The sequence below is a fragment of the Streptomyces sp. MGP-P1 genome, assembly GCF_057766565.1.
The window spans coordinates 1867778-1887375 of record NZ_JBYMEM010000007.1 but is presented as its reverse complement, the minus strand read 5'-3'; the positions used below and the strand labels follow the sequence as shown (position 1 = coordinate 1887375).

The following is a 19598-nucleotide window of genomic DNA, read 5'->3' as shown; positions in this document are numbered from 1 at the left end:
GGGGCGGCACGTCGCACCCGCCCAAACTAGCGCCGTTAGTTTTCCGGCGCCAGGGAGCCTTGGGAGACGCCGGTCACCCGGGCACGCACCGCCCCGGCACGCACGCCCCGGCACGAGCGTCCCTGCCTCGCACCGCCTTGCCGTAACGGCATGATCCCTTGCCCGGGCGGCAGTGGGCCGGCCAAGACTGGAGCGAGCACGCGAACCCGGATCCTCAGGAGACACCCATGACCGCCGAACCCCGCCCGCCACGCCGCCGGGACACCCCGCCGCCCCGGACCGGGGGCAGCGAGGCCGAGGTGCTGCGCGGCTTCCTCGACTACCTACGCGACTCGATCGCCGCGAAGGTCGAGGGAGCCCCGGAACCGGAGGCCCGCGCCGCCACGGTGCCCTCGGGCACGAATCTGCTCGGCCTGCTCAACCACCTGACGTCCGTCGAGCGGTCCCTGTTCCTCGGGAAGCGGGTCGCCGACTGGGCGGCGACCTTCCACGCCGCCCCCGCGGACGGCGTGGCCGAGGTCGTCGCCCGCTACCGGGAAGCGGTCGCGGAGGCGAACTGCGCACTCGACACGTGCACCGACCTCGGCGCGCCGGTGCCCCGCCCACGCCCGGACGACCCCGCCCCCAGCGTCCGTTGGGCCCTCACGCACATGATCGAGGAGACCGGTCGCCATGCCGGTCACGCGGACATCCTCCGTGAGCTGGCCGACGGCTCCACGGGGCGCTGAGCCGTCGGGCCCCTCAGCCCTGGGGGAGGTCGTCGAAGCCGGGGGCGTCCCGGGGCAGGGGGCAGATGCGGCGGCCGTAGTGGTCGAAGACGTACAGGTGGGCCAGGTCCACCAGCAGCGGCACCTGTCCCCCGGTCCGCAGTCGCATGTCGGGGCCGGTGCGCACGACCAGGTCGCCGGAGGGGGCGGAGGGGTGGTCGGGGCCCCGGGGCTCCGTGGGGTCCGGGGCGGGATCGTCGAGGGTCACGACAGGACCGCTGATACGGCCGCCCGTCCGCCCCCTGAGCCGTTCCAGGACGCCGACCCCGCCTCCCCCGCCGGCCGCGGCCCTGCGGCGGCGGGGCATCGCCCGGGGCCGGGCGGATTCGAGGTCCGGGACCACGGCGGGCCGCGAACCGGTCCTGAGGTGGACCAGCGCCTCGTGCCCCTGGTACTCGACATGCTCGACGATGCCGCTGAGGGCGACCTCGCCGGGCCGGGCCTGACTGGGCGGGGCGACCCGGACCGCCTCCGAGCGCAGCCCCACGATGATCCGCCGGCCCTGCTGGATCCGGAGCAACTGGTGGTCGGGGCTGAGGGGTTCGGGCAGGGCGAGCCGCTGCCTCCCGAGGTCGATCGACATCCGGCCCTCCAGCGGGGCGTGCACGACGGCCTGGAGGAGGTTGATGCGCGGGGTGCCGATGAAGGCGGCCACGAACACGTTGTCCGGCAGGGCGTAGACCTCGCGGGGCGGACTGACCTGCTGGAGGACTCCGCCGCGCATCACGGCCACCCGGTCGCCCAGGGACATCGCCTCGGCCTGATCATGCGTGACATAGACCGTGGTGACGCCGAGTTCCCTGGTGAGCAGGGCGATCTCGGCACGCAGATGGCTGCGCAGCTTCGCGTCGAGGTTGGAGAGCGGCTCGTCCATCAGGAACACGGAGGGCCGGCGGGAGATGGCCCGGCCCATCGCGACCCGCTGGCGCTCGCCGCCGGAGAGCTGCGCGGGGTAGCGGTCGAGGACGTGCCCGATCCCGAGCATCCGGGCGGTGGCCTCGACGCGCGCGGTGTTGTCCTCGCGGGGGCTTTCCAGTTTCAGCGGAAAGCCGATGTTGGCCCGGTTGGTCATGCTCGGGTAGAGGGCGAAGTTCTGGAACACCATCGCCATGCCGCGTGTCCGCGGCGGGGTGTGGTTGGCGTACTCCCCGTCGAGGAGCAGCTCGCCCTCGGTGATCTCCTCCAGGCCCGCGATCATGCGCAGCACGGTGGACTTGCCGCAGCCGGAGGGCCCGAGCAGCACGACGAACTCGCCGGGGTCGATGGAGAGCGTGAACCGGTCGACGGCCCGCCGGTCCCGGCCGTAGTTCTTGCTGACTTGGTGCAGGGAGATCGCGCGCGTCATGAGGGTCCGCCCGGAGGAAGTGGTGGCATCGCGGTGGGGAGCGGCTGTGTGGAAGCTAGCCCACCGGGCGGGGTGTGGGAATGACTCGCGCGAAGGTTGGGGCAGACGGGTCCGGTGGGACCGGTCCAGCCGGGGTTCTCGGCCCCGTTCCGTGCGGTCGGCGGTACGGGCTCGCTGCCGGCCGGTCAGCCGGGGTTCTCGGTCCGGTTCCGTGCGATCGGCGGTACGCGCCCGCTGCGGCCCGGTCAGCCAGGGTTCTCGGCCCCGTTCCTTGCGATCGGCGGTACGCGCCCGCTGCGGCCCGGTCAGCCAGGGTTCTCGGCCCCGTTCCGTGCGATCGGCGGTACGGGCCCGCCGCCGGCCGGGGTGTCCTGCGGTACGGCCGGGGGCACCTGGGCCGGCGGAGCGTGGGCGGACTCCGTGTCCGGGGATGCCTGTGCCGGCTCCATGTCCAGGGGGGCCGGAACCGGCTCCGTGGCGAGGGGCGCCCGTACCGACCCCGTGTCCAGGGGTGCCTGCGACGGCTCCGGTCGTCCGTCGCCGCGCAGGCCGAGTCCCGCCGCGCCGATCAGGCCCACGCCGAGCAGCACGAACGGGGCGGCCACTCCCACCGCTCCCGCGATCAGCCCCGCCGCGGCGGGGGCGGCGACCTGGCCGAGCCGGTTGCCGGTCAGCCGGAGGGCGAGCGCGGTGGACCGGGCCCGGTCGGGGGCGGCCCGGACCACGGTGGTCATGGACAGCGGCTGGCCGACGCCGAGGCAGAAGCCGAGGACGGCGAGCATGACGGCGAGGACCGCGACGGACACGGGGAGGGCGACGCCCGCGCAGAGGAGCCCCGCGAGCAGGCAGCTGGTGGTCAGCAGGGCCCTGCGGCCCAGCAGCCGCAGCAGCGGGGACATGACCAGCCGGCAGGCGATCGTGGCGGCGGCCCGCAGGCTCAGCAGCAGCCCGACGGTGGCCGGGGCGATGGAGCGGTGTTCACCGACGACCGGCAGGTAGGCGGTGAGGATGTCGGTGGCGGACAGCACCGCCATGCTGATGAAGATGCCCGCGGGGACGCCGCGCGCGCCCAGGATCGCGCGGACCGGGACCTTGCCGTCGGGCCGACCCCGGGGCCGGCCTCCCGGCGATGCTCGATGCGCCGGAGCGAGATGAGGGCGACCGCGGCGACCGCGGCCGATACGAGGAGGGCGAGCGCGCTCGTACGGCCCAGGGACCCGCCCTGCCCGGAGATGAGCGCGCCCGCGGCGACCGGGCCGATGAGCTGGCCGAGCGAGGCCCCGATGGTGAAGTGCCCGAAGTCGCGGTCCTGTTCGTCGGGCGCGGACTGCCGGGCCACGATGGACTGCGCGCCGATCACGAAGCACAGGTGGCCGAGGCCCATCACCCCGCTCCAGGCGGCCACCGCGGGCAGCGAGGAGACGATGCCGCCGGCCGCGCAGCCGCCGGAGATCAGGAGCACGCCGAGCGGCAGCAGGGGCGCGCAGCGTCCGTGGTCGGTGCGGCGGCCGAGCGGCACGGCGGCGAACAGCGGGAGCAGGGCGTAGACCCCGGCGATGACGCCGACGGCCGCCTCATCGGCGCCCAGCGCGAGGGCCCGGTAGGAGACGGCGGGCCGCGCCATCGACACCGCCCCCTGCGCGAAGGCGAAGGCGATGACGAGGCGCAACAGCCAGCCCCTGCCGGGCCCGGTTCGCGGTGTGCGTGGCATTACATGATGCCGAAGAGGACGCCCGACGCGAGCACCACGAGGGAGGTGAGGACGGCCCACTTGACGGTGAAGCGGGTGTGGTCGCCGAACTCGACCTTCGCCATGCCGACGAGGACGTACACGGCGGGCACGAGCGGCGAGGACATGTGCAGGGCCTGGCCGGCCAGGGAGGCGCGCGCGATCTCCAGCGGCGAGACCCCGTGGGCCGCGCCGGCCTCGGCGAGGACGGGGAGGACGCCGAAGTAGAAGCCGTCGTTGGACATGAAGTAGGTGAGCGGCAGGCTGAGCAGGCCCGTGACGATGGCCATGTGCGGGCCCATCGCGTCGGGGACCGCGCCGACGACCCAGTCCGCCATGTTCTCGACCATGCCGGTGCCGGTGAGGACTCCGGTGAATACGGCGGCGGCGAAGACCATGCCGGAGACGTTGAGGACGTTGTCGGCGTGCGCGGCGATCCGGGCCCGCTGGTCGGGCATGTGGGGGAAGTTGACGGTGAGCGCGAGGGCCGCGCCGAGCAGGAAGAGCACCGGGATCGGCATCAGTTCCATGATCATCGCCGTCAGCAGGGCGACGGTGAGCCCGGCGTTGAACCAGTAGAGCTTCGGGCGGAGCGTGGACCGGTTCGGGTCGAGGCCCTGGAATGCGTCGTCGTCCTCGTCCGCGGGGTCGGCCGCGGAGTCTCCGCCGGTGCCGGCGCCCGTCCCCGTCCCCGTACCGCCCGCGGAGGCGGACTTGCGGAGGCGGTCCTCACCGCCGGCGCCGCCCGCACCGGTGGACACGGTCTCCGGCTCCGGCTCCCGGGCGAGCGCCTCGTCGAGCGTGAGCATCCCCAGGCGCTTGCGCTCCCGGAGGCCGAGCACGTACGCCAGCACGAACACGGCGAGCAGACCCATGGCCAGCGCCGGGATCATCGGCACGAAGATCTCGGAGGCGTCCAGCTTGAGGGCGGTGGCGGCACGAGCGGTGGGGCCGCCCCAGGGGAGGGTGTTCATGACGCCGTTGGCGGTGGCCGCGACGCCGGTCATGACGACCAGGCTCATCTTCAGGCGTTTGTAGAGGGGATACATCGCCGAGACGGTGATCATGAAGGTGGTGGAGCCGTCGCCGTCCAGCGAGACGATCGCGGCGAGCACCGCCGTACCGACGACGATGCGCATCGGGTCGGCCTGGCAGAACTTCAGGATGCCCCGGACGATCGGGTCGAACAGGCCGACGTCGATCATCACGCCGAAGTAGACGATGGCGAACATCAGCATGGCCGCGGTGGGCGCGAGGTTGCCGACGCCTTCGATGACGTAGTCGCCGAGCTGCGCTCCCTGTCCGACGGCGACACAGAACAGTGCGGGGATCAGTACCAGCGCCGCGATCGGCGACATCTTCTTCGTCATGATCAGGACCAGGAAGGTCGCGATCATGGCGAAGCCGAGGATTGTCAGCATGGGGGATACCTAACGTTCATCCTTGAACTCCCACCGGTGTCGGCGGTCCGGATGACGTTAGGGGCGTTCTCGCGGCGTTAACAAGATGTTGACGCGTGAGCAATACGAGCAAAACCCCAGGTCAACACGGTGATGTTGGAGAGCGGGTCTCACGGGGACCGGAATGGCGTTCAGTACGGCGGCGCCGAGCAGCGAGAAGGCGGGCGGACCCGCCAGGAGCGGCGCGCAGGACGCACGGGCGGCCGGAGACGCGGAGCCGAAGGCCCCGGCGAGGGGCGACGCGCAAGGTGCCCAGGGGCGACGCGCAAGGCGCTCAGGCACGCGGTCGGCACGCGGAGCGGCTGAACGCTCCCGCCCAGGGGCCCTCGCAAGGCGCACGGGGAGGCGGGCGCACCCGCGGCCGGACACACGCGGAGCCGTCGAACGCTCCCCCCGCCCAGGACCCTGGCTCAGTCGAGCGTCTGGGCGAGGTAGGACCTGAGCAGGGTCCGCGTCTCTGCGACGATGGCCGCGTCCCCCGACGGTTCCGTGCGGAAGGCCAGTTGGAGGAGCGCGTCGGCGGCCTCGACGCTCACCAGGATCGCCCGGGACAGGGCCTCGTCGGGCCGTCGGCCGAGGTGGCCGGCGAGCAGCGCGGCGAGCCGGTCCGCCAGCCGCCGGTTGGCGTCGTCCGCCGCGCCCTCGGCGGGGAACGGCGGCCCGAAGTCGACGAGCGCGAAGCCGGGGACGCTCCGCTTCATCGTCAGGTACTCGTCGAGGACCGCGTCGATGGCGGCACGCCAGTCGCCGGCCGGGAGGTCCGCGAGCCGGGCGGCGATGCGGTCGGCGTAGGTGTCCAGGTTGCGGAGCGCGAGGGCGTCGACGAGCGCCCGCTTGTTGGAGAAGAACCGGTAGACGGAGCCGATGGGGACGTCGGCGCGCTCGGCGACGGCCCGCGTGGTGAGCTGCTCGTAGCCGGTCTCGTCGAGGAGGCCGGCGCACGAGTCGAGTATCCGGGCCAGCCGGTCGGCGCTGCGCTGCTGCACGGGGGCGCGGCGGAGGTTCGGGTTGACTTGGGGCACGGGCCCCATGATGCCGTGCCCCGGCTCGGCTTGGCGGACCGCACCCGCCACCCGGTGGACGGCGACGACGCCCGCCCGGGGGCTCCCTCCCCGCACCCCCCACGACGGGCGCGACACAGGCCACGAATGGCGCGATGTATGCCGTTGACGTGCCCCGCTCCTATTCCTACGGTAGTGCATAGGATTCGTCGTCCGGCGGATCCGAGGGCTTTCTTGGGCACCGGGAGTGCGGGATGAGCGCGATCGACCAGGCGAGGAAGACGGCCGAGGGACTGACGTATTCCTCGGGCTTCGGCAACGAGCACGCCTCGGAGGCGGTTCCCGGGGCGCTGCCGCACGGCCGCAACTCCCCCCAGCGCGCCCCGCTCGGGCTGTACGCGGAGCAGGTGAGCGGCTCCGCCTTCACCGAGCCGCGCGCGGACAACCGCCGCTCCTGGCTCTACCGGATCCGTCCCTCGGCCGCCCACCCGGCGTTCACCCGCATCGACAACGGGGGCCTGCGCTCGGCGCCCTTCACCGAGACCGTGCCGGATCCGAACCGGCTGCGCTGGAACCCGCTGCCCGACCCCGCGCCCGGCACGGACTTCCTGAGCGGCCTGTGGACGCTCGGCGGCAACGGCGACGCCGCGCAGCGCGCGGGCATGGCGATCCACCTGTACAACGCGGACTCCTCGATGACGGACCGCGTGTTCAGCGACTCCGACGGCGAGTTGCTGATCGTCCCCGAGCGCGGCGGACTGCTGCTCCGCACCGAACTGGGCCTGCTGCGCGCCGAGCCGGGCCATGTCGCGCTGATCCCGCGCGGGATCCGCTTCCGGGTGGAGCTGCTGGGGGAGACCGCGCGGGGATACGTCTGCGAGAACTACGGCCGCCCGTTCGCGCTGCCCGACCTCGGCCCGATCGGTGCCAACGGCCTGGCGAACGCCCGGGACTTCCTCGCGCCCGTCGCCGCGTACGAGGACCACGAGGGTCCGGTGGAGGTGGTCAACAAGTTCTGCGGGAACCTCTGGTCGGCGACGTACGACCACTCGCCGCTCGACGTGGTGGCCTGGCACGGCAACCACACCCCGTACGTCTACGACCTGCGCCGGTTCAACGTGATCGGCACGATCAGCTACGACCACCCCGACCCGTCGATCTTCACGGTGCTGACCTCGCCGTCCGACACCCCGGGGCTGGCCGGGGTGGACTTCGTGGTCTTCGCCCCGCGCTGGCTGGTCGGCGAGGACACCTTCCGCCCGCCGTACTTCCACCGCAATGTGATGAGCGAGTACATGGGCCTGATCGACGGTGCTTACGACGCCAAGGCGGACGGCTTCGTCCCGGGCGGCGGCTCCCTGCACAACATGATGTCGGCGCACGGACCGGACCGGGAGACCTTCGACCGGGCGAGCGCGGCCGAGCTGAAGCCGCAGAAGATCGACGACGGCCTGGCCTTCATGTTCGAGACCCGCTGGCCGGTCACGGCGACCGCGCAGGCGTCCGCCGCCGAACACCTCCAGCGCGGCTACGACGACGTATGGCAGGGTCTGAGCCGCAACTTCCGGCCGTAGACGGCGGAAGGCCGGAGGGGACGGGACGGGACGGGGACGACATGACGGAGAGCCAGGAGAGAGCCGGGGCGGACACCCGGAGGACCGTCGGCGACGGTGCGGGCACGGCCGGCACCGGGGCCGACGGGAACGCCACGGCCGGCACCGGGACCGGGACCGGGACCGGCGGGGACGCCACGGCCGGCACCGGGACCGGGACCGGCGGGGACGCCACCGCCGGGGCCGGCGGGGACGCCCGGGCGGTCCCCGCGCCGCCCTCGCCCGCCTTCGCCCCCGACTCCCTCGTCCTGAACCGGAAGCTGCCTCTCTGGTACCAGGTGTCCCAGTCCCTGCGGGCCTCCATACTGGGCCGCCCCCAGGACGCCTCCGCCCGGCTGCCCACCGAGGAGCAGCTCGCCGCGCACTACGGGGTCAGCGTGCTCACGATGCGCCAGGCGCTCAAGGAGCTGGAGGCGGAGGGACTGATCAGCCGCCATCGGCGGCGCGGCACGTTCATCGAGCCGCGCGCCAGGCGGGTCTCCCCGGTCCGGCTGCTGGGCTCGGTCGACGCGATCGTGGCCCAGCAGTCCGGGGAGGCGACGACCGTTCTCGGCCACGGCCCGACGGCGGTGCCCGGTGATCTCGCCGAGTTCTTCCCGGACTGCGCCGAGGTGACTTGCTACCGGCGGCTGCGCCGCGACGGGCAGAGCGACGAGCCCACCAACTGGGCGGAGAACGCGGTCCGCCCCGACATCGCCGCCCGGATCGACGTGGCCGACCTCGAACGCTGGCCGATGACCAAGGTCCTGCGCGACACCGTCGGGGTGAGGATCTCCCGGATCACCGACACGGTCGAGGCGCGGCTCGCCGACCCCCTCACCGCCGAGCTGCTCCAGGTCCCGCTGCTCAGCCCGATCCTGCACTACACGGGCGTGACGTACGACGAGGAGGGGCGCGTGGTGGACGTGGCCCGGATCCGCTACCGGGGCGACCGGTTCTCCTTCTCCGTGACGGTGGAGGCCCACTGACCCCGCCCCACGGGCGCGCCGCCCGCCGTTACGATGCGAAAGGGTCACGGCGGACAGGGGAGGACGGGCAGGTGACAGCGCACAGGACAGCGGCGGCCGGCGGCGACGGGAACGCCCGGTCCTGGCCTCCGGGGACACCCCGGCCTTCGGACGGATCCCTGTCGCCGGACAGGCCCCCGTCGCCGGACAGGCCCCCGCCCCACGGGCCCCGGTCGCCGGACGGGCTGCTGGCGCTGGACGAGTTGATGCCATGGTCCGTACGGCCGCTGCGGACCGGCCGCGCCTGGGTGGTCGGCCCCGACCCCGTGGCGCTCCGGGCCCGCTGGGAACGGCTGGCCGCCGCCGGACCGGCCGAACAGGAGCGGCTGTTCGCGCCCAGCCGTTCCCGTACGCCGCACACCTCGGTCGCCGCCCTGCCCGGCCGGTCCGCCGGAACGGGCCGCTTCGCCCGGACCCCGGGCCCCTGCCCCGACCCCGTACGGATCCTCCACGGCCCCTACGACGAACAGTGGCTGCTCCCCGACCACCGGCTGATCGACGCGGCCCGTCCGGAGCTGTGGCGGGTCGCCGACGGGCGGCAGCTCTTCGCGGTCGAGCACAGCTGCGCCCCCGAGGATTCCGGGCCCGCCCTGTCCGTGACCGCGCTGCTGCCCGACGGGCACTCCCCCGCCGGGCGGCCCGGCCGGATCAGGCCGCTCTACCGCAGGCCCGGCGGCACGGAACCCAATCTGGCCCCCGCCCTCACGGACCTGCTGCGCGGGCGGCTCGGCGGCGCGGCGGAGCCGGACGCGTTCACCCCGGAGGCGGTGCTGGCCTGGGTCCTGGCCGCCGCCCGGCCCTCCGCCACCGGCCCCCGGGTCCCGTTGCCGGCCGACGCGGAGGTGTGGTCGTCGGGGGTGGCGCTCGGCCGGGAGCTGATGCGGCTCCAGTTGCGCGGGGCCCGGGGCGGGGAGCGGCCCCGGCTGCCGGGCGGGCGCAGGCCCTATGTGCGGGCGGCCCTCCCGGCCCGCCCCACCGAGCTGGTCCATGAGGCCGAGGGCGAGGCGCTGGTCGTCGGCGATGGCCGGATCTCGCCGGTGCCCGCGGCGGCCTGGGAGTTCACGGTGGGCGGGGTGCGGATGCTGGAGCTCTGGTTCGGGCGCCGGGCCGCGGCGGCGACGGGCCGGGGACCGGACGGGGTCGCCCCGGACGGACTGGACGCGGTCGGTGCGCGCGGCTGGCCCCGGGAGTGGACCTCGGAGCTGCTCGAACTCATCACCGTGCTTGCTCTGCTGGACGGCACGGCCGGGCCGCGGAAGCAGCTGTGGGCGGCGCTGGAGGCGGGGCCGCTGATCGGGCCCGCCGAGCTGCGGGCGGCCGGGGTGCTGCCGGTGCCGCCCTCGGCACGGCGTCCCGCATCGGTGCTGGGATACCAGGAGGAGGGCCCGGAGGGGCAGTTCGCGCTGCTGTAGCGGCGGGCCGGGGGCCGGGGCAGCCGGAGCCCCCGGCCCGGGGCCCACGGGGCGGCCGGAGCCGGCGGAGCGACCGGACGGGAGGTTCCGCAGGGCGGCCGGAGATGACACGAGCGGCGCTCGGAGGGTAAGCACGGGGGCATGAACACTTTGCCACTCCCCCTCGACGGCATCACCGTGGTGGCCGTCGAGCAAGCGGTCGCCGCCCCCTTCGCCACCCGGCAGCTCGCCGATCTCGGCGCCAGGGTCATCAAGGTGGAGCGCCCGGACGGCGGCGACTTCGCGCGCGGCTACGACACGGCTGCGCGCGGTCTCGCCTCGCACTTCGTCTGGTGCAACCGCGGCAAGGAGTCCCTCGCCGTCGACCTGAAGGACCCGCGCGGCCTCGCGGCGGTCCATGAACTCGTCGCCGGGGCCGACGTGTTCGTCCAGAACCTGGCCCAGGGGGCGGCGGCCCGGCTGGGGCTCGACGCCGCCTCGCTCTGCGCGGCGCACCCGCGCCTGGTGGCGGTCGACATCTCCGGTTACGGCGCGGTGGGCCCGTACGCGCACAAGCGGGCCTACGACATGCTCGTGCAGTGCGAGGCCGGCCTGGTCTCGGTGACGGGAACGGCCGAGCAGCCGGTGAAGGCGGGCATTCCGGCGGCGGACATCGCCGCGGCGATGTACGCGTTCTCCGGGGTGCTCGCGGCGCTGCTGCGGCGGGCGTCCACCGGGCGGGGCGGTCCGGTGGAGGTGTCCATGCTGGACGCGCTGGCCGAGTGGATGGGCCACCCGCTGCACCAGGGGACGCACGGCTCCGCTCCCCCGGCGCGCACCGGTCTCGCGCACTCGGTGATCGCCCCGTACGACGCCTACGCGACGGCCGACGGGGAGCAGGTGCTGCTCTCCGTGCAGAACGACCGGGAGTGGCGGCGGCTGGCGGAACAGGTGCTCGGGCGGCCCGAGTTGGCGGACGACCCGGACTTCGCGACGAACGCGGCGCGTACCGCGAACCGGGAGCGGACCGACGAGGCGGTGGGCCGGGCGCTGGCGGGCCTGTCGGGGCGCGAGGCGCTGGCCGGTCTCGAGGCGGCGGGCATCGCCTGTGCCCGGCTGAACACGGTGGCCGATGTGGCGGCGCATCCGCAGCTCGCGGCACGGGACCGGTGGCGGGAGGTGGGCACACCGGTGGGGCCGTTGCGGGCGCTGCTGCCGCCGATCACGCTTCCGGGGAGCGAGGAGGCACGGATGGGCCCCGTACCGGCGCTGGGTGAGCACACCGATGCGCTGCTGCGAGCCCTGGGGATGACGGACGAGCAGACATCGGTGCTGCGCCGGGACGGAGTGATCGTCTGAACCGTCCCGAGCGGCGGGCCGGTCCCGACGGGCGACGCCATGGGTCAGCGGCGGCTGCCGAAGAGCGAGCGCCGCAGTCGCCGCAGCGGCGCGAAGAGCGACACGCGTGCGCTCCTGCTCCGGCGGGTGTGCGCGGCGTCACGCGAGGTCAGCTCGCGCATGAGCAGCGTCGCTTCCGCCGACTCGCGCTGCGGGACGACGGGGCCGCCGAGCACCGCGAGATGGCGGTCGAGGCGCGTACTGGTCGCACCGCTCCCGCATGTGATGGCAGGCACACGCGGCCTGCTTCGCACCGTTATCTGTTCCATGTCACTCCCCACCCGTACGAGGGCACCCGGTCCGGGCAGGTTAACCCTATCGTCCCGCGGTGACACCCGTGTATCCCGGCCACAGGATTACGCACACACATACGGGGGTTGACGCCTCGTTACCGAATGTGCGCGGTTCCAGGGCGACTTCGGACAGTTCGCGCGGTTCGGAGCGGTCGCCGTGCCGTCCCCCACGCGCGGGCCGCGTGGGGGACGGCGGGGGTGGAGCGCTTGGGTCGAAAGCGCCGGGCCCCCGGTCAGAGCGAGGAGTTGAGGACGGGAAGGTAGCCGCCCGACTGTCCGGCGGCGGTGGGGTGGTAGGACTCGCCGATATTGAGCCAGTTCACGCTGTGCAGCCAGGCGTTGGCCGAGCAGATCTCGTGCCCGGCGAAGGTCGTCCTGACGTCGCCGAAGGTGAAGCCGTGGTCCGCCGCCCGCTTGGCGGTGGCGGTGTTGAGGTGGTCGGACGCCCCGTTGATGGCGGAGCGCTCCTTCTCGCTCAGACCGGCGATGCAGCCGCCGCCGAGCTGGTAGAAGCGGGGGTAGCCGAGGACGACGACCTGCGCGGAGGGGGCCTTGGAGCGGAGGGCGGTGTACACGGAGTCGAGCCTGCCGGGCAGGGTGGAGTCGACGTAGGCGCGGGCGGTGGCGACGCGGTTGAGGCAGGTGGCCTCGGACTGGAGGACACAGGTCGTCATGACGTCGGCGAATCCCGCGTCGTTGCCGCCGATGGAGATCGAGACGAGGTCGGTCGAGGCGTTCAAGCGGCCGAGCTGACTGCCCGTGACGTCTCCGGTCCGGGCGCCGGAACAGGCGGCGAAGTCGAACGAGGAGGGGGAGTTGGCGGCCGCCCAGAGGGCGGGGTAGGCGCGGCTGCTGCGCTTGCAGCTGGAGCCGTCGTAGCTGCCCGCTCCGACACCGGAGGAGTACGAGTCGCCGAGGGCGACGTAGTCGACGGCCGCGGCGGACGAGTCGGCGTTCGCGATCCCCGCGCCGGTGAGGGCGAGGGCGGCGCCGAGCAGGAGCGAGGACGAGAACGCCACGAGTCTGGACATTTTCATGGGACCTCCTTGAGCAGGGGATATCTGCCTACTCCGTAGTAGCAGCACCCACACCGCACTGGAAGTGTTCATGCCAAAATTGAGGTGGAGTGCTTCCGTCCGCCCCCGGTCGTTCAACCGGCGCTCCCCGACGCCCCGCTGTCGCCCCGTCGCTTCCCGGACGCGCCGCAGTCCCGGCACGCGAGCCTGCGAAACCCGGGTGCACGGGGGCAACCGGTGCCGGATCATGAGCGCCATGCCTGACTCCCCCGAATCCGCTCTGCCGATCCGGCTCACCGTCGACGACAGCGATTCACCGTCCGACGTCGTCGACGCGCTCTTCCTGGGCCGCTTCGTGACGGGCGAGCAGCCGTACGCGCACAGTTCCTCCCTCGATCGGGTCAGGGCCGGGGCGACGCTGCTGCCGCCGGGCGCCACGGTGCTGCGGGCCGCCCGGGACGACGACCGCAGCGCGACGCTCGCGGAGGGCGAGGGCTGGACCCTGCTGGCGTCCCGGTGGAACCGGGGCGCGGACGTCACCGTCACCGCGACCAGCGACGAACTGGCGGTGAAGGTCCTCGGCCAGGCCACCGAGGGGGCGCAGGACGAGCCGGAGCCCCAGCCCGACAACGTGACCATGGGCTTCTGGTACGTCTCCCCGCGCCGCGGCCCGTACCGCACCACCCGCCGGATCACCGCCGGAAGCTGGGACGAGGTCCGCCCCAACTACACCGCGCCGGTGGCCGAGGCGATGGGCCGGCTGATGAAGGTGACGCCGGACGACATCGCGGGCCGCCTCCTCCTGCTGCACGGCCCGCCCGGCACCGGCAAGACGTCCGCGCTGCGCACCCTGGCCCGTTCCTGGCGCGACTGGTGCCAGGTCGACTGTGTGCTGGACCCCGAGCGGCTCTTCAACGACGTCGGCTATCTCATGGACATCGCGATCGGCGAGGACGACGGCACGGCGAAGGGGCGGTGGCGGCTGCTGCTCCTGGAGGACTGCGACGAGCTGATCCGCGGCGAGGCCAAGCACACGGCGGGCCAGGCCCTGTCCCGGCTGCTGAACCTGACGGACGGCCTGCTGGGCCAGGGCCGCAACGTGCTGGTGGGGGTCACCACCAATGAGGACCTGGAGCGGCTGCACCCGGCGGTCGTCCGGCCCGGCCGCTGTCTGGCCAGGATCGAGGTCGGACCGTTGACCCGTCAGGAGTCGGTGGCCTGGCTGGGCACGGGGGAAGGAGTGAGCCGGGAGGGCAACTCCCTCGCCGAGCTGTACGCGCTGCGCCGGGGCATCGGCCCCGCGTCGGTACCGAAGCAGGACGCGGGGTCGGACGCGGGGCTGTATCTGTGACAGCCGGCCGACCGCTGCGGATACCCGCGTGCCGCTTCAGTCCCCGTACGCCGCGCGCACCGCGTCCTTGGCCAGCGCCAGGGCCTGCGGCCGGGTGAGACCGAGCCGCTCGGCGGTCTCGGCGTACAGCCGCGCGGCGGTCGCCGCCCGCTGTTCGGCCGCTTCCCCGGCGGCCGCGACGAAGGTTCCGTTGCGTCCCCGGGTCTCGATCACCCCGTCCGCCTCCAGGGCCCGGTAGGCCTTGGCGACGGTGTTGGCGGCGAGGCCCAGCTCCTCGGCGAAGCCGCGTACGGTCGGGAGCCGGTGGCCGACGGGCAGCGCGCCGGAACGGGCCAGTTCGGAGAGCTGGGTGCGCAGTTGCTCGTACGGCGCGATGCCGGAGTCCGGGTCGAGGACGATCTTGTCAGTCACGGGCTGATTGTCCCCCACCGGCGAAAAAAGGGGAGGCGTTCGGGGCGCGGCTGCGCATACCGTCCACCGCATGACTGTGATCGTGCGCGATTTCCGGCCGTCCGACGCTCAGGCGTGGACCAACGCCCGCCGGGCCTCGGTCCCCTGGATGGTGGCCACCCCCGAACAGGTCGTCCACGACCTGGCCCACGCCCATCCGGACCGGCACTACCGGCTGCTGGTGGCCGAGGAGGACGGCGAGATCATCGCCACGGCGCAGGCGGGCGTCGCCCACGAGAGTTCGGAGCCGGGGCAGGGGTACTTCACCCGCAGACGCTTCCCGGCCGGACGAACCGCGGCGCGGGATCGCTGCTGCTGCGCACGGCTGAGGAGCACCTGGCCGAGGTCGGGGCCACGGTCCTGTACGCGTGGGTCCTGGACAACGCGGAGAGCCTGGAGTTCGCCCGTAAGCGGGGCTACCGGCCCAGCCGCTCCGCGCACTTCCAGCGCCTCGACCTCGCGGACGGGGTCCTGCCGCCGCGCCAGGAGCTCCCGGTCGGCGTCGAGCTGCGTCCCGGCTCCGCCTTCGCCGACGATCCCCGGCCGCTGTTCGAGGCGGACGCCGAGGTGACGGCCGACGAGCCGGGCGACATCACCTCCGAGCTGGACGACTACGAGGACTGGCTGACGACCACCTGGCGGCACCCGGCCTTCGACCAGGGGCTCACCTCGGTGGCGCTGGTGGACGGGAAGGTGGCGGCGTTCAGCGCGGCCACCACCGACGGCGCGCGGACGTATCTGAGCGGCATGACCGGCACCCTGCGGGACTTCCGGGGGCGGGGCCTGGCGAAGCTCGCGAAGAACGACTCGCTGCACCGGGCCCGGGCGGCCGGGTACACGGACGCCTACACCTCCAACGACACCGGCAACGGCCCGATGCTGGCCGTCAACCAGTGGTTCGGCTACGAGATCTGCGCGACGGAGGTCCGCCATGTCCGCACCCTCTGAGCCCCGCGCGGGCCGTACGAAGGGCCTCGTCGTCGCGCTGTCCAAGGCGGGCCGCACCAAGATCAGGTATCCGGCGGAGCTGGTCCGGGACGACGGCGTCCGTGTCACCGTCCGGGCCCCCTGGGCCGCCCCGGGGGTGCGGGACTTCGGCTTCGTCCGGTTCGAGCCGGGCGACGTCTTCACCGAGCACTACTGGCGGGACCGGTGGTTCGCGGTGAAGGAGGTCCGCACCGGCGACGGCCGGCTCAAGGGCTGGTACTGCGACATCACCCGGCCCGCCGTGCTGGTGGACGGGGTGCTGGCGGTCGAGGACCTGGACCTGGACCTGTGGGTCTCGGCCGACGGCGCTTCGGTCCTGCGGCTGGACGAGGACGAGTTCGAGGAGAGCGGTCTGGCCGGGCACGATCCGGCGGCGGCGGGGGCGGCGGTCCGAGCCCTGGACGACCTGGAACGCCTGGCCCGGACGGAGGGGCTGACCGCCCTGCTCGGCTGAACGGCCCCGGCGGCGATGGCGGGCGGGGGCTCGTACGGACCCGCCGGGCTCGGCTTTCGCACGGACCGCGGCGGGGGCGTACGGAACTCCGGACGCGGCTTTCGTACGGGCCTCCGGGCCGCTAGGCCCTGCCGTCGAACTCCCGTCTGCCCCGCGGCGCCATGCACGCACTCTCGCCGCACCGGACCCACGCCCGAGTACGTCCAGTACGAGGACGTACGCCCGGCACGCCGAGAGCACGCACCTGACCCCGCAGGGCCGCCCTCCGGGCGACGACGGGAGTTCGACGACAGGGCCTAGGGGCGGGGCCGGGAGTCGGCGACCAGCTCCACCTCGTACCCCGCCGGGTCCTCCAGATAGGCGGCGTGGTGCCCCTCGCCGCCCGCGTACGGGTGGCGGTCGGGGAACAGCAGCCGCCAGCCGTACGCCGGGGCCTCGGCGACCAGGGCGTCGAGGGCGGCCCGGTCCGCGACGTGGAACGCCAGGTGGTTGAGGCCGGGGCGGCGGCGGTCGTGGTCGCCGGCGGCCAGGTCGGGCGACTGCTCCACCACGACGTAGGTGTCACCGCGCCGCCAGCTGCGGCCGTGGGCCCAGCGCTGGTACGGGACATGGCCGAGGCGGCCCAGCAGCCAGCCCCAGCCGCGCTCCGCCTCCGCCAGGTCCGCCACCCACAGCTCGATGTGGTGCAGTCGCCCGGTGACCTCCCCGGCGGCGGGCAGCGGGACGGCGCGGCCGACTCCGCCGGGAACGTACGCGATCGGCTCCCCGTCCCGGTGCCAGTGGATCATGAAGTGCTCGCCCGACCGGTAACCGTCCAGGCCCGCACGGCAGTACGCGACCATGTCGTCCGGCAGGGCGGCCAGCGGGAACCAGTCCAGCTCGGAGCACTTCTCCGGCTCCGCGTTGCGCGGCGGGCGGGCCGGGTCGTGCTCCGCGACGAAGAACCAGCCCATGCGCGCCCCGCCGCCGGGGCCCCGGTGCTGCATCACGAGGGCCACCTTCAGCTCCTCGGGCTCCAGATCGAGGCCGATCTCCTCGGCGGCCTCCCGGATCATCGCCTCGCGGACGTCCTCGCCGTCCTCCGCGTGGCCGGAGGGCATGTGGAGCAGTCCGTCCGCATACCCGGTGTTGGAGCGGCGGGCCAGCAGGACGTCCGGGCCGCGACGCAGGATCAGGTGGACGTCGACGACCTCGGTGTGCCGGTGCGGCGGCATCGCGCGGGCGACCAGCGCATAGCGCTCGTCGTCGACCTTCTTCCCCCAGAGCCGGGAGTCGGGGGCCAGGTCCTCGTGGTGGATGCGCTCGGTGTGGGCGGAGAGCAGGGCGGTGAGCGCGGTGGCGGACAGGCCGGCGCCACCCCACACCCCTTCGACGAGAACGAGCCGCCCGCCCGGCTTCAGCAGGCCGAACCAGTGCTCCAGGGCCGCCGCGGGGTCGGGCAGCAGCCAGACGACGTGCCGGGCCACGACGACGTCGAACACCCGCTCCCCGACCGGGGGCCGGGCGGCGTCCCCGACGAGGACCTCCGCGCCGGTCCCCGCGAGCTTGGCACGGGCCCGGTCGGCCATGCGGGGCGAGCGGTCGACGGCGGTGACACGGTGGCCCTGGCCCGCGGCGAGCAGGGAGAGACTGCCGGTGCCGCACCCCAGGTCCAGCACGTCGGCGCGGGTGCCGGGCAGCCAGCTCTCCAGCCGCCCGGCCCAGGCGTCGCGCACCGCGGGGTCGAGGAGCCCGTGGTCGGGCTCCTCGTCGAAGGATCCGGCAGCCGCGTCCCAGTCGATCGTGGTCATGGAGCCGATGTTCTCAGCCGCCACTGACAGTGCGGGACTCCTCTGCCGTCTTCCGGCCACCGCGCAGCCGGACGATCAGCCGGCTGATCAGCGGCCACGCCACGATCAGCACCACGATCGCGTAGACCGTGACGGAGAACGGGGTGTTGACCAGGCCGGACACGCTCCCGTCGCTGATCTGGAGCGCGCGGCGCAGCTGCTGTTCGGCGGCCGGGCCGAGGATCACCCCGATGACGGCGGGCAGCACCGGCAGTCCGTAGCGCCGCATGCCGAACCCGATCAGCCCGATGATCAGGAGGATCACCAGGTCGAGGGACTCGCCGCCGACCGCGTACGCGCCGACGGCGGCGAAGAAGAGGATGCCCGCGTACAGGTAGGGGCGCGGGATCCGCAGGAGCTTCGCCCAGACGGGGGCGAGCGGCAGGTTGAGGGCGAGCAGCAGCACCATGCCGACGAAGAGCGAGGCGATGAGGCCCCAGACCAGCTCCGGTTCGCGTTCGAACAGCAGGGGGCCGGGCTGGATCCCGTACTGCTGGAAGGCGGCCAGCATCACGGCGGCGACGGCGGTGGTGGGCAGTCCGAGCGTGAGCATGGAGACGAGGGTTCCGGCGGCGGAGGCGGAGGCGGCGGCCTCCGGTCCCGCGACGCCTTCGATGGCCCCCTTGCCGAACTGGTCACGGTGCTTGGAGAGCCGCTTCTCGGTGACGTAACTGAGGAAGGTGGGGATCTCCGCGCCGCCCGCCGGGATCGCCCCGAAGGGGAAGCCGATGACGGGACCGCGCAGCCAGGGCTTCCAGGTGCGCTTCAGGTCGGCGCGGCCGAGCCACGGTCTGCCGACGGGGATCGGCTTTCCGGTGGAGCGGCGCAGGTGGGCGGCGACCCAGAGCGCTTCGCCGATCGCGAAGAGCCCGACCGCGACGATGACCACGTCGACGCCGTCGGCCAGTTGGAGCGAGCCGAAGGTCAGGCGCTGCTGGCCGGTCATCTGGTCGAGGCCGACCAGTCCGATGGTGAGGCCGATGAGGAGCGAGGCGATGCCGCGGATACGGGAGGCGCCGAGGACGGAGGTGACGGCGATGAAGGCCAGCACCATGATGGCGAAGTAGTCGGGGGCGCCGATGCCGATGGCGAGGGAGGCGACGGTCGGGGCGAGGACGACCAGCAGGATCGTGCCGATCATGCCGCCGGCGAAGTGACCGATCGCGGCGGCGGCGAGCGCCTGGGCGCCGCGTCCGCCCTTCGCCATCGGGTTGCCCTCGATCGCGGCGACCACGGCCGCGCTCTCCCCGGGGGTGTTGAGGAGGATCGAGGTGGTGGAGCCGCCGAACATCGCGCCGTAGTAGATCCCGGCGAACATGATGAACGCGCCGGTCGGGTCGAGTCCGTACGTCACCGGGAGCAGCAGTGCCACGGCCATCGCCGGGCCGATGCCGGGGAGCACGCCGATCGCGGTGCCGAGCAGGACGCCGATCGCGGCCCACAGCAGGTTCATCGGGGTGAGCGCGGTACCGAAGCCGTCGATGAGGGAGTTGAGGGAATCCATCGG

At 73.6% G+C, this 19598-nt stretch carries 15 protein-coding genes and 2 pseudogenes; 8 read left to right on the top strand and 9 right to left on the bottom strand.

Translation table 11 applies throughout. The features are described 5' to 3' along the window. Nucleotides 1-227: 227 nt before the first annotated feature. Nucleotides 228-728: a DinB family protein gene (locus tag AC3CH1_RS29950; RefSeq protein ID WP_488465746.1), complete on the top strand. Its 501-nt coding sequence runs from the start codon at nt 228-230 to the stop codon at nt 726-728. A 13-nt stretch (nt 729-741) separates the two neighbouring features. Here the strand turns inward: AC3CH1_RS29950 and AC3CH1_RS29945 are convergent, their stop codons facing one another. The 4 genes and pseudogenes from AC3CH1_RS29945 to AC3CH1_RS29930 all read right to left on the bottom strand — a co-directional run bounded on the left by AC3CH1_RS29945 (nt 742) and on the right by AC3CH1_RS29930 (nt 6332). Then, a complete protein-coding gene (locus tag AC3CH1_RS29945) occupies nt 742-2112 on the bottom strand; it encodes an ABC transporter ATP-binding protein (RefSeq protein ID WP_488465745.1) in 1371 nt (456 codons plus the stop codon). A gap of 305 nt (nt 2113-2417) precedes the next feature. Continuing rightward, nucleotides 2418-3823: pseudogene (locus tag AC3CH1_RS29940) on the bottom strand (MFS transporter). Continuing rightward, a complete protein-coding gene (locus tag AC3CH1_RS29935; RefSeq protein ID WP_488465744.1) occupies nt 3823-5262 on the bottom strand; it encodes a CitMHS family transporter in 1440 nt (479 codons plus the stop codon). Before AC3CH1_RS29935 ends, AC3CH1_RS29940 begins: the two are co-directional and overlap by 1 nt. Before the next feature lie 449 nt (nt 5263-5711). Next, complete coding sequence (locus AC3CH1_RS29930) at nt 5712-6332, bottom strand: TetR/AcrR family transcriptional regulator (protein WP_488466773.1); 621 nt, start codon at nt 6330-6332, stop codon at nt 5712-5714. A gap of 224 nt (nt 6333-6556) precedes the next feature. Here AC3CH1_RS29930 and hmgA point away from each other — a divergent pair, with 224 nt between their 5' ends. From hmgA to AC3CH1_RS29910, 4 genes are all read left to right on the top strand, one after another. Continuing rightward, on the top strand, nt 6557-7876 hold the full coding sequence (hmgA, locus tag AC3CH1_RS29925) for a homogentisate 1,2-dioxygenase (RefSeq protein WP_488465743.1): 1320 nt from the start codon (nt 6557-6559) through the stop codon (nt 7874-7876). A gap of 41 nt (nt 7877-7917) precedes the next feature. Beyond that, the gene (locus tag AC3CH1_RS29920) at nt 7918-8883 is read left to right on the top strand and encodes a GntR family transcriptional regulator (protein ID WP_488465742.1); all 966 of its coding nucleotides are present in this window, start codon (nt 7918-7920) and stop codon (nt 8881-8883) included. Nucleotides 8884-8954: 71 nt separating this feature from the next. Continuing rightward, nucleotides 8955-10334: a type ISP restriction/modification enzyme gene (locus tag AC3CH1_RS29915; RefSeq protein ID WP_488465741.1), complete on the top strand. Its 1380-nt coding sequence runs from the start codon at nt 8955-8957 to the stop codon at nt 10332-10334. 141 nt (nt 10335-10475) lie between these two features. After that, a complete protein-coding gene (locus AC3CH1_RS29910) occupies nt 10476-11672 on the top strand; it encodes a CaiB/BaiF CoA transferase family protein (protein ID WP_488465740.1) in 1197 nt (398 codons plus the stop codon). Between the two features lie 44 nt (nt 11673-11716). On the opposite strand, the gene AC3CH1_RS29905 is transcribed toward AC3CH1_RS29910, so the two are convergent. Together AC3CH1_RS29905 and AC3CH1_RS29900 are read right to left on the bottom strand one after the other, a co-directional pair. Further along, nucleotides 11717-11980 (bottom strand): hypothetical protein, encoded by a 264-nt coding sequence (locus AC3CH1_RS29905; protein WP_003970092.1) that lies wholly within the window; start codon nt 11978-11980, stop codon nt 11717-11719. 257 nt (nt 11981-12237) lie between these two features. Beyond that, nucleotides 12238-13041, bottom strand: coding sequence for an SGNH/GDSL hydrolase family protein (locus AC3CH1_RS29900; RefSeq protein WP_488465739.1), 804 nt, complete (start codon nt 13039-13041; stop codon nt 12238-12240). Nucleotides 13042-13276: 235 nt separating this feature from the next. On the opposite strand from AC3CH1_RS29900, the gene AC3CH1_RS29895 reads away from it, so the two are divergent. After that, nucleotides 13277-14371, top strand: coding sequence for a DUF5925 domain-containing protein (locus AC3CH1_RS29895; RefSeq protein ID WP_488465738.1), 1095 nt, complete (start codon nt 13277-13279; stop codon nt 14369-14371). A 36-nt stretch (nt 14372-14407) separates the two neighbouring features. Here the strand turns inward: AC3CH1_RS29895 and AC3CH1_RS29890 are convergent, their stop codons facing one another. After that, nucleotides 14408-14782: a GntR family transcriptional regulator gene (locus AC3CH1_RS29890; RefSeq protein ID WP_488465737.1), complete on the bottom strand. Its 375-nt coding sequence runs from the start codon at nt 14780-14782 to the stop codon at nt 14408-14410. A gap of 70 nt (nt 14783-14852) precedes the next feature. Here AC3CH1_RS29890 and AC3CH1_RS29885 point away from each other — a divergent pair. Next, nucleotides 14853-15769 (top strand): annotated as a pseudogene (locus tag AC3CH1_RS29885) (GNAT family N-acetyltransferase). Next, a complete protein-coding gene (locus AC3CH1_RS29880) occupies nt 15753-16262 on the top strand; it encodes a ribonuclease FAU-1 family protein (protein WP_488465736.1) in 510 nt (169 codons plus the stop codon). Before AC3CH1_RS29885 ends, AC3CH1_RS29880 begins: the two are co-directional and overlap by 17 nt. 296 nt (nt 16263-16558) lie before the next feature. On the opposite strand, the gene AC3CH1_RS29875 is transcribed toward AC3CH1_RS29880, so the two are convergent. Both AC3CH1_RS29875 and AC3CH1_RS29870 read right to left on the bottom strand, forming a co-directional pair. Further along, on the bottom strand, nt 16559-18052 hold the full coding sequence (locus AC3CH1_RS29875; protein ID WP_488465735.1) for a methyltransferase domain-containing protein: 1494 nt from the start codon (nt 18050-18052) through the stop codon (nt 16559-16561). Nucleotides 18053-18065: 13 nt separating this feature from the next. Beyond that, a complete protein-coding gene (locus AC3CH1_RS29870) occupies nt 18066-19595 on the bottom strand; it encodes a tripartite tricarboxylate transporter permease (protein ID WP_018959606.1) in 1530 nt (509 codons plus the stop codon). Between the last annotated feature and the right edge of the window lie 3 nt (nt 19596-19598).

Coding starts and splice junctions, on each gene's coding strand:
- AC3CH1_RS29895 (WP_488465738.1), top strand. CDS start 13,277: ATGCCTGACTCCCCCGAATCCGCTCTGCCGATCCGGCTCACCGTCGAC.
- AC3CH1_RS29880 (WP_488465736.1), top strand. CDS start 15,753: ATGTCCGCACCCTCTGAGCCCCGCGCGGGCCGTACGAAGGGCCTCGTC.
- AC3CH1_RS29875 (WP_488465735.1), bottom strand. CDS start 18,052: ATGACCACGATCGACTGGGACGCGGCTGCCGGATCCTTCGACGAGGAG.
- AC3CH1_RS29950 (WP_488465746.1), top strand. CDS start 228: ATGACCGCCGAACCCCGCCCGCCACGCCGCCGGGACACCCCGCCGCCC.
- AC3CH1_RS29930 (WP_488466773.1), bottom strand. CDS start 6,332: ATGGGGCCCGTGCCCCAAGTCAACCCGAACCTCCGCCGCGCCCCCGTG.
- AC3CH1_RS29945 (WP_488465745.1), bottom strand. CDS start 2,112: ATGACGCGCGCGATCTCCCTGCACCAAGTCAGCAAGAACTACGGCCGG.
- AC3CH1_RS29900 (WP_488465739.1), bottom strand. CDS start 13,041: ATGAAAATGTCCAGACTCGTGGCGTTCTCGTCCTCGCTCCTGCTCGGC.
- AC3CH1_RS29910 (WP_488465740.1), top strand. CDS start 10,476: ATGAACACTTTGCCACTCCCCCTCGACGGCATCACCGTGGTGGCCGTC.
- AC3CH1_RS29920 (WP_488465742.1), top strand. CDS start 7,918: ATGACGGAGAGCCAGGAGAGAGCCGGGGCGGACACCCGGAGGACCGTC.
- AC3CH1_RS29935 (WP_488465744.1), bottom strand. CDS start 5,262: ATGCTGACAATCCTCGGCTTCGCCATGATCGCGACCTTCCTGGTCCTG.
- AC3CH1_RS29905 (WP_003970092.1), bottom strand. CDS start 11,980: ATGGAACAGATAACGGTGCGAAGCAGGCCGCGTGTGCCTGCCATCACA.
- hmgA (WP_488465743.1), top strand. CDS start 6,557: ATGAGCGCGATCGACCAGGCGAGGAAGACGGCCGAGGGACTGACGTAT.
- AC3CH1_RS29870 (WP_018959606.1), bottom strand. CDS start 19,595: ATGGATTCCCTCAACTCCCTCATCGACGGCTTCGGTACCGCGCTCACC.